Source organism: Micromonospora maritima (assembly GCF_902825405.1).
GTDB classification, from domain to species: Bacteria; Actinomycetota; Actinomycetes; order Mycobacteriales; family Micromonosporaceae; genus Micromonospora; species Micromonospora maritima.
In genome coordinates, this window is sequence record NZ_CADEAU010000205.1 from 1 (window position 1) to 9,244 (window position 9,244).

6 protein-coding genes are annotated in these 9,244 nt (G+C 73.1%); 2 read left to right on the forward strand and 4 right to left on the reverse strand.

Annotated features, from left to right (window positions below):
• Both HUW36_RS18410 and HUW36_RS18415 read left to right on the forward strand, forming a co-directional pair.
• The coding region (locus HUW36_RS18410; protein WP_246248214.1) for a malectin domain-containing carbohydrate-binding protein at nt 1–2,494 on the forward strand (2,494 nt) is incomplete at its 5' end.
• Nucleotides 2,495–2,728: 234 nt separating this feature from the next.
• Complete coding sequence (locus HUW36_RS18415) at nt 2,729–3,115, forward strand: VOC family protein (protein WP_174529302.1); 387 nt, start codon at nt 2,729–2,731, stop codon at nt 3,113–3,115.
• Nucleotides 3,116–3,170: 55 nt separating this feature from the next.
• Here HUW36_RS18415 and HUW36_RS18420 read toward each other — a convergent pair whose 3' ends face one another.
• The 4 genes from HUW36_RS18420 to HUW36_RS18435 form a co-directional block, all read right to left on the reverse strand.
• Nucleotides 3,171–3,959: a hypothetical protein gene (locus tag HUW36_RS18420; protein WP_174529303.1), complete on the reverse strand. Its 789-nt coding sequence runs from the start codon at nt 3,957–3,959 to the stop codon at nt 3,171–3,173.
• Nucleotides 3,960–4,148: 189 nt separating this feature from the next.
• A complete protein-coding gene (locus tag HUW36_RS18425) occupies nt 4,149–6,212 on the reverse strand; it encodes a 3-hydroxyacyl-CoA dehydrogenase NAD-binding domain-containing protein (protein WP_174529304.1) in 2,064 nt (687 codons plus the stop codon).
• A gap of 50 nt (nt 6,213–6,262) precedes the next feature.
• A complete protein-coding gene (locus HUW36_RS18430; protein ID WP_098745824.1) occupies nt 6,263–7,456 on the reverse strand; it encodes a thiolase family protein in 1,194 nt (397 codons plus the stop codon).
• 118 nt (nt 7,457–7,574) lie between these two features.
• Nucleotides 7,575–8,897 (reverse strand): ribonuclease D, encoded by a 1,323-nt coding sequence (locus tag HUW36_RS18435; protein WP_174529305.1) that lies wholly within the window; start codon nt 8,895–8,897, stop codon nt 7,575–7,577.
• Nucleotides 8,898–9,244: the final 347 nt, after the last annotated feature.

The window sequence follows — 9,244 nt, forward strand, 5'->3', positions numbered from 1 at the left end:
CGCGGTCGCGCTCACCGCCGCCGGCCTGGCCCCCGCCGCGCCCGCGGCCGCCGCGCCCGACCACACCACGGTGGTCAAGGCCGTCCCCTCCACCGCCTCGCCGGACATCGTGGACGGCAGCGTCGACGCGATCCACGACGCCGGCACGAAGATCATCGCGGCCGGCTCGTTCACCACGGTGCAGAACCGCGGGTCCGACGTCGACATCACCCGCAACTACCTGCTCGCCTTCGACAAGGCCACCGGCGCCGTGGACACCGCGTTCGCCCCGGTGGTGGACAACGAGGTGTACGCGGTCGTGGCCGGCCCGACCGCCGGCACGGTCTACGTCGCCGGCAAGTTCAACACCGTCAACGGCGTCACCCGGCGCAAGGTGGCCCTGCTCGACGTGGCCACCGGCGCGCTGGTCACCAGCTTCACCGGCCCGGCGTTCAACGGGTTGGTCAACGACGTCGCCCTGGTCGGCAACCGGCTGCTGGTCGGCGGCATCTTCACCACGGCCGGCAACAGCAACCCGCGCGGCGGCCTGGCCTCGCTCAACGCCACCACCGGCGCGCTCGACGGCTACCTCACCACGGCGCTGACCGAGCACCACAACTACGACGGAGTCAGCGGGGCCAACGCCGGGGTCGGCGCGGAGAAGCTGGCAGTCGCCCCGGACGGCACGACGCTCGTGGTGATCGGCAACTTCAAGAAGGCCGACGGGGTGGTGCACGACCAGATCGTCAAGCTGGACCTGGGCTCCGCCGCCGCCACCGTGGCCGACTGGAACACCAGCCGGTACACGCCGCGCTGCCGGTGGCAGTCGTTCGACTCGTACATGCGCGACGTCGCGTTCGCGCCGGACAGCAGCTACTTCGTGGTGGTCACCACCGGCGCGCCGTACAGCGGCACGCTCTGCGACACCGCGGCCCGGTGGGAGGCCGCCGCAACCGGCGCGGAGCGGCAGCCGACCTGGGTGGACTACAGCGGCGGCGACACGTTCCTGTCGGTCGGCGTCAGCGAGCAGGCGGTCTACGTCGGCGGCCACTTCCGCTGGCTGAACAACAGCGCCGGCGCCGACAGCGCCCGGGCCGGCGCGGTCGGCCGGGCCAGCATCGCCGCGCTCGACCCGCGTACCGGCCTGCCGCTGTCCTGGAACCCGGGCCGGCACCCGCGCGGCGTCGGCGCCTCCGAGATGCTCGTCACCCCGGCCGGGCTCTGGGTCGGCGGGGACACGTCCTGGATCGGCAACTTCCAGTACCGGCGGGAGCGGATCGCGTTCTTCCCGCTGGCCGGCGGCGCGGCGCCGCACCCGACCACCTCGGCCACCCTGCCCGGCAGCGTCTACCAGGCCGGCGTGCCGAAGCCGACGAACGTGCTCTACCGGGTCAACGCCGGCGGCCCGGCGGTCGCCGCCACCGACGGCGGGCCGGACTGGGCGGTCGACGACGGCGGCAACCCGAGCCCGTACCACAACAGCGGCAGCGCCACCGCCGGCTTCGCGCCGGTCGGCAGCCTGGACACGACCGTGCCGGCCGGCACCCCGGCCGCCCTCTACAGCGACGAACGGTACGACCCGGCCGGCGCCCCGGAGATGACCTGGCAGTTCCCGGTGCCCGCCGGGACCGAGGTGCAGGTACGGCTCTACCTGGCCAACCGGTACGACGGCACCGGCACCGCCGGCAAGCGGGTGTTCGACGTGGCGCTGGAGGGCGCCACCGTCCTCGACGACCTGGACCTGTCCGCGAGCGTCGGGCACAACGTCGGCACCATGCGGGAGTTCACCGTGGTCAGCGACGGCACCGTGGACCTGGAGTTCCGGCACGTGGTGGAGAATCCGCTGGTCGACGGCATCGAGATCGTCCGGACCGGGGCGCCGCCGGCCGGCACCGGCGACGAGGTCCAGGTCCGGCCGTACGACGGTGCGACGACAGTCGGTCCGGCGACGCCGGTGGCGAACCCGGACGGCACCGCCTGGTCCACCGTGAAGGGAGCGTTCTGGGTCGGTGGCACGCTCTTCTACGGCCTGAACGGCGCGCTCTGGCGACGCACGTTCGACGGAACCACGTTCGGCGGGCCGGCGCTCGTCGACCCGTACCACGACGCCTACTGGGACACGGTGGAGACCGACTCCGGCCCGGCCGGGCAGACGTACGCCGGGGTGACCAGCGGCTTCTACGCGGAGATCCCCACCGTGACCGGGATGTTCCACCTCGACGGGCGGCTCTACTACACGCTCGCCGGGCAGAGCGGACTGTTCTGGCGCTGGTTCACGCCGGACAGCGGCGTGGTCGGCGCGGACCGCTTCACGGTGGCCGGGTCGGGTGGCCTCGCCGACGCGGGCGCGGTCTTCGTCTCGGGCGGCACGCTCTACAAGGTCAACCGCAACACCGGCGACCTGTCGGCCACCGACTGGGCGAACGGCGCGCCGACCGCGACGTTCACGGTACGCAGCGGTCCGGCGGTCGACGGCGTCGACTGGCGGGCGAAGGCGGTCTTCGTCGGCCCGTGAGGTGCAAGGAGGGGGCCCCTGTTAACGCCTCCGGTAGAGGAGGGGCCCCTCCTTAACACCCGGTGTTAAGAAGGGGCCCTTCCTTGTCAGGGGGCGGTGGAGAGTGGAAGGATCATGACGTCGGCCGAGAGGTGGAGGGGGGTGTGGTGATGTCCGTTCCGAACCGTCCCGCGCCCCGCGTTCCCCGCTGACGTCGCACTCCGGCGGGGCGCACTCCCCATTGGAGGTTGCACCGTGAGCGCACGGATGCACTGCATGACCGTCGAGTCCGACGACCCGTACACGCTGGCCAGCTGGTGGGGCCGCGTACTCGACCGCGACCTGCACGCCGACGACCACCCGGGCGACCCGGAGGCGGTCCTCGTCGCGCCCGACGGGCACGGCACCGACCTGCTCTTCGTCCGGGCCGAGGAACGCCACGGCAAGGGCGCGTTCCACCTCGACCTGCACGCGGCCGAGGGCACCCGGGACGAGGAGGTCGCGCGGTTGCGCGAGCTCGGCGCCACGCTCATCGCGGACCGCCGCCGGCCGGACGGCACCGGCTGGGTGGTGCTCGCCGACCCGGAGGGCAACGAGTTCTGCGTCTGCCGCAGCCCGGCGGAGCGGGCCGTCTCGGCCTGACCCGGAAACGGCACCGGGCCCCCGCCGACGGCGGGGGCCCGGTGTGCGAGCGGTGTCAGTCCTGCTTCTCGATCTCACCGCGCAGCGAGACGAACTCCGACTGGAGCTCGGCGGCGGACTTGAAGTAGATGACCACCATGCCCAGGCTGCCCTTGTCGACCCAGATGCAGACGCCGACCGGGATGCCCTCGGTCTTGCCGTCACCGCACTTGGCGTCGCCGCCCAGCGGGCCGGCGTCGACCGTCTTGAACTCCTTGGCGCCCAGCTCGGGGGTGATCGCCGTGATGGCGTCCGCCATCTCCTTCTTCGGGTCGGCGATGACGCCGGAGACGCCGGCGATCATGACCAGGTCCTTCTTGGCCGGATCGCCGTAGAACGCGCCGGCCGTGCTGGTCGCGTTCGGCACGTCCTTGCTGAACTCGGACTTCATCTGCAGCGCGGCGCTCTGCAGCTCCGGCTGGCTCACCTTCGGCCGCCCGCCCAGCGTCGTCGGCTCGACGACCCGGGTCTTGGTGGCGGTGACGACGTCCTTGACGTCGTCGCCCGCGGCGAGCCAGAAGGCGACGCCGCCGCCGACGCAGAGCACCAGGACGACCGCGAGGACGATCAGCAGGATCTTGCCGACCCCCGACTTCTTCTTCGGCGGCACCGGGGCGCCGAGCTGGTCGCCGCCGTACTGCGGCTGCTGCGGAACCTGCGGGTAGTCGCCGCCGTACTGCGGCTGCTGGGGTGCCGGCGGGTAGCCGCCCCCGTGCTGGGGCTGCTGCGGCGGCTGGTAGCCGCCGGGCTGCTGCGAGGGCGGGGGGTAGTTGCCGGGGTAGGGATTGGACGGCGGCTGGGACATGTGGTCAGCTCCTGTGAAGATTCTGGACGCGTGATGGTAGCCATGACCACCGACGCGCCGCTGTCCGCCCAGGGCCGGTGTGACGAAACCGGGACCCAGCCGTGACCGGGCCCGCAACGCCGATCGCGGTGGCCGGAGCCGCCCCGCAGGGACGGCCCGACCACCGCGATCGATGCCTGGTGCGGTCGGTCAGCGCAGGCTGGCCGCGCCGCGCGGCAGGAACCGCTTGCCGGTCACCCGCTCGGAGGTGCCGGTGCGGTCCAGGTACGGCGTGACGCCGCCCAGGTGGAACGGCCAGCCGGCGCCGAGGATCATGCACAGGTCGATGTCCTGCGCCTCGGCGACGACGCCCTCGTCGAGCATCAGCCGGATCTCCTGCGCGAGCGCGTCCAGCGCGTTCTGCCGAACCTGCTCGGCGGTGAGCGGCTGGTCGCCGACCACGAGCAGCTTCGCGACGTCGTCGTTGATCTGGTCGTCGACGACGATCGGCTGGCCCGAGTCGGCGATCCGCTTGAGGTTCTCGCTGACCGCGAACCGGTCCGGGAACGCCTCGTGCAGCGTGCCGCCCACGTGGTAGGCCACGGCCGGGCCGACCAGCTGGAGCAGCGCGAGCGGACGCATGGGCAGGCCCAGCGGGTCCAGCGCGCTGTTCGCCACGTCCAGCGGGGTGCCGGCGTCGACGGCGGCGAAGACGGTGCCGAGGAAGCGGGTCAGCAGCCGGTTGACCACGAACGCCGGGGCGTCCTTGACCAGCACCGACGACTTCTTGAGCTGCTTGCCGACCGCGAACGCGGTGGCGAGGGTGGCGTCGTCGGTCCGCTCGCCGCGGACGATCTCCAGCAGCGGCAGCACCGCGACCGGGTTGAAGAAGTGGAAGCCGACGACCCGCTCCGGGTGCTCCAGGTCGGCCGCCATCTCGGTGATCGACAGCGAGCTGGTGTTGGTGGCGAGCACCGCCTCCGGCTTGACGATCTTCTCCAGCTCGGCCCAGACCTGCTTCTTGACGCCCAGGTCCTCGAAGACCGCCTCGATGACGAAGTCGGCGTCGGCGAACACGGACTTGTCGACCGAGCCGCTGACCAGGCCGTACAGCTTGGCCGCGGTGCCCTTGTCCATCCGGCCCTTGCTGACGGCCTTCTCGATCTGGGTATGCACGTAGCCGACACCCTTGTCCACCCGGGACTGGTCCAGGTCGGTCAGCACGACCGGCACCTGGAGCCGCCGGGCGAACAGCAGCGCGAGCTGGCTGGCCATCAGGCCGGCACCGACGATGCCCACCTTGGTGACCGGCCGGGCCAGGCCCTTGTCCGGCGCGCCGGCCGGGCGCTTGGCCCGCCGCTGCACCAGGTCGAAGGCGTACAGGCCGCTGCGCAGCTCCTCGGAGAAGACCAGGTCCGCGAGGGCCTCGTCCTCCGCGGCGGTGCCGGTGGCGAAGTCGGCGTCCTTCGCGGTCTCCAACAGGTCCAGCGCCTTGTACGCGGCCGGGACCGCACCGTGCAGCCGCGCATCGAGGGTCTGCCGGGCGAAGTAGAGCACGCCCGCCCACATGTCCTTGTCCACCTCGGGACGGGTGACCGCGACCTCGCCCCGGACCACGCCGGCGGCCCACTCCAGCGACCGCTCCAGGAAGTCGGCCGGCTCCAGCAGCACGTCCGCGATGCCCATCTCGGCGGCCTGCTTCGGCTTGAGCATCTTGTTCTGCATCAGCGGGTTCTGCAGGATCACCTGGGTGGCGGCCGGGATGCCGATCAGGTTCGGCAGCAGCTGGGTGCCGCCCCAGCCGGGGACCAGGCCGAGCGAGACCTCGGGCAGCGCCAGGGCCGCCGCGCCGGCGGACAGCGTCCGGTAGTGGCAGTGCAGCGCCAGCTCCAGGCCGCCGCCCATCGCCGCGCCGTTGACGAACGCGAAGGTGGGCACGGCGCTGTCCTTGAGCCGGGCGAAGACCCGGTGGCCGAGCCGCCCGATCTCCAGCGCCTGCTCGCGGTTCTCCAGCTGCGGGAGGCTGGTGATGTCCGCGCCCACGCAGAAGATGTACGGCTTGCCGGTGACCGCGATGAACGACGGCTCCGCCGCGAGCGCGGCGGTGATCGCCTCGTCCAGGCTGGTCAGGCCGCCCGGGCCGAAGCTGTTCGGCTTGGTGTGGTCGAACCCGTTGTCCAGGGTGATCAGGGCGGCGGGCCGGTCCAGCCCCGGTACGGTCACCGCGCGCAGCAGCGCCTTGGTGACGACCTCGTTCGATGCGGCGAGGCTCACTGCGCCTCCATCATTCGCGACTGCGGGGCTCGCAAGCTCACTCCTCGCGCTCACTTGTCTCCCTCCCAGTTCGGGTTCTCCCAGATCACGGTGCCGCCCATGCCGATGCCGATGCACATGGCGGTGAGGCCGTAGCGGACCTCGGGGTGCTCGGCGAACTGGCGGGCGAGCTGGGTCATCAGCCGGACGCCGGAGGAGGCGAGCGGGTGACCGATGGCGATCGCGCCGCCCCACGGGTTGACCCGCGGGTCGTCGTCGGCGATGCCGAAGTGGTCGAGGAACGCGAGCACCTGCACCGCGAACGCCTCGTTCAGCTCGAACAGGCCGATGTCGTCGATGCTCAGGCCGGCGATGCGCAGCGCCTTCTCGGTGGAGGGGATCGGGCCGACGCCCATCACCTCCGGCTCCACGCCGACGAAGCCGTACGACACCAGCCGCATGCCGATCGGCAGGCCCAGCTCGCGGGCGGTCTCCTCGGCGACCAGCAGCGCGGCGGTGGCGCCGTCGTTCAGGCCGGCCGCGTTGCCCGCGGTGACCTTGCCGTGCGGCCGGAACGGGGTCTTCAGGCCGGCCAGCTTCTCCATCGAGGTGTCCCGGGGCGCCTCGTCCACGGTGGCCAGGCCCCAGCCGCCCTCGGCGTCGCGCACGGCCACCGGCACCAGGTCGCCCTGGAGCTTGCCGTTGGCGTACGCCTTGGCGGTCTTCTGCTGGGAGGCGAGCGCGAACGCGTCGGTGCGCTCCTTGGTGATGTGCGGGACCCGGTCGTGCAGGTTCTCCGCGGTGGAGCCCATCACCAGGGCGGACGGGTCGACCAGCTTCTCCGCGACGATCCGCGGGTTGGGGTCGACGCCCTCGCCCATCGGGTGGCGGCCCATGTGCTCGACGCCGCCGGCGATGGCCACGTCGTAGGCGCCCATGGCGATGCCGCCGGCCACCGTGGTGACGGCGGTCATCGCGCCGGCGCACATGCGGTCGATGGCGAAGCCGGGCACGGTCTTCGGCAGGCCGGACAGCAGGGCGGCGGTGCGGCCGATGGTCAGGCCCTGGTCGCCGATCTGGGTGGTGGCGGCGATGGCCACCTCCTCCACCTTCTCCGGCGGCAGCTGCGGGTTGCGGCGCATCAGCTCACGGATGCATCGGATCACCAGGTCGTCGGCGCGGGTGTTGGTGTACATCCCACCCGCCTTGCCGAACGGGGTACGGACGCCGTCGACGAAGACGACATCCCGAACTTCACGGGGCACTTGGAGCCTCCTGACCGGCACTGGCATTTCCCCGGATGCTACTCGCCAGTAACCAAACGCGTCACCACCCCCCGTGTGGCCCGTCCCACATCCGGACGGGCCACCCGGGGGCCGGACGTCAGGACGACGGGACGCGCAGCGCCTCGGTCAGCGCGGGCAGGAGCAGGCCGAGCTGCCACTCCCGGGCGCCGAACGTCCGCAGCGTCTCCGCCACGGTCGCGTCGGTGATCTCCTCCGGCGGCTGCCAGGCCAACCGGCGGATCGAGTCGGGCGCGATCAGGTTCTCCGCCGGCAGCCGGTGTGCCGACGCGGTGCCGACCACCACCTCCCGGCAGCGGGCCAGTCGGCCCGCGGCGATCGGGTCGCGCTCCGCCCACCGGTGCGGCGGGGGCGGGCCCTCGACCGCCGGACTCACCGGCAGCGCGTCGTCCGGCAGTTGACGCGCGTCGTCCAGGGCCGCCAACCAGGTACGCGCCAGCCGGCGCACCGACCGCCCGCCGAAGCCGGGGAGCGTCAGCAGCGTCTTCTCGTCCTTCGGGTCCAGCTCGGCTGCGGCCACGATGGCCGAGTCGGGGAGCACCCGGCCCGGGGCGGCGTCCCGCCGGGCGGCGATCTGGTCCCGGGCGTACCACAGGGAGCGGACCCGGGCCTGGGCGCGGGCGCCGCGGACCCGGTGGATGCCCGACGTGCGACGCCACGGCTCCGCGCGGACCCGGGGCGGGCGGGCGCCGCCCCGCACCAGCGCCGCGAACTCCTCGGCCGCCCAGCCGGACTTGCCCTGCCGGCCCAGCTCCTCGTCGAGCGCGTCACGCAGGTCGACCAGCAGCTCCACGTCCAGCGCGGCGTACGTCAGCCAGGACTCCGGCAGCGGCCGGCTGGACCAGTCCGCGGCGGAGTGGTGCTTCTCCAGGCTGAAGCCGAGCAGCTGTTCGGTCAGCGCGGCCAGGCCGACCCGCTCGAACCCGGCCAGCCGGGCGGCCAGTTCGGTGTCGAACAGCCGGCGCGGGCGCAGCCCCACCTCGGCCAGGCAGGCGAGGTCCTGGCTGGCCGCGTGCAACACCCACTCGGCTTCGGCGATGGCCGCGTCGAGCGCGGACAGGTCGGGCAGCGGCAGCGGGTCGACGAGCGCGGTGCCGGCCCCCTCGCGGCGCAACTGCACCAGGTAGGCCCGCTGGCTGTAGCGGTATCCGGAGGCGCGCTCGGCGTCCAGGGCCACCGGGCCGGTGCCGGCCGCGAAGCGGGCCACGACCTCGTCGAGCTCGGCCGGGGTGGCCACCGGGGCGGGCGTGCCCTCACGCGGGGCGGTCAGCGGGACGGCTGCACCCGTGTCGGTCTCGGTCCCCGCGTCCGCCGGCTCCGGCACTGCCGACGACGGATGTGGGGACACCTCTCCCGTACGGCTTTCGGCGGCCCGACGGCGCAGGGGTGGTTCGTCGGTCACCTGACAACCCTAGTAGGCCGGACGATCCGGTGTGCGCAGCCGGTCGGGCGCGTGTCGACGGGATGTCCGTCGGGTGTCCGGAACGGGCCGGCTTGCGCGCACGTGAGAGGGTCGGACAACGGGGGAGACAAACCCCGTTCCCGCCGGTACGGTCCATCGGGCCGTGAGCGGCGCGTGGCCGCCGCACGGCGGTCGGGGGTCGTCGGCGGGGCCGACGGGGAGGACGGACGATCATGGCAGGCGGGTACGGAACCGGCGACGGCGGGTCGGGGCGGGACGGCGACGGCACGGCCGACCGGCCGGGGCCGCTGCCCCCGCGGATGGCCCCGCCCGGCGCCACCTATCCG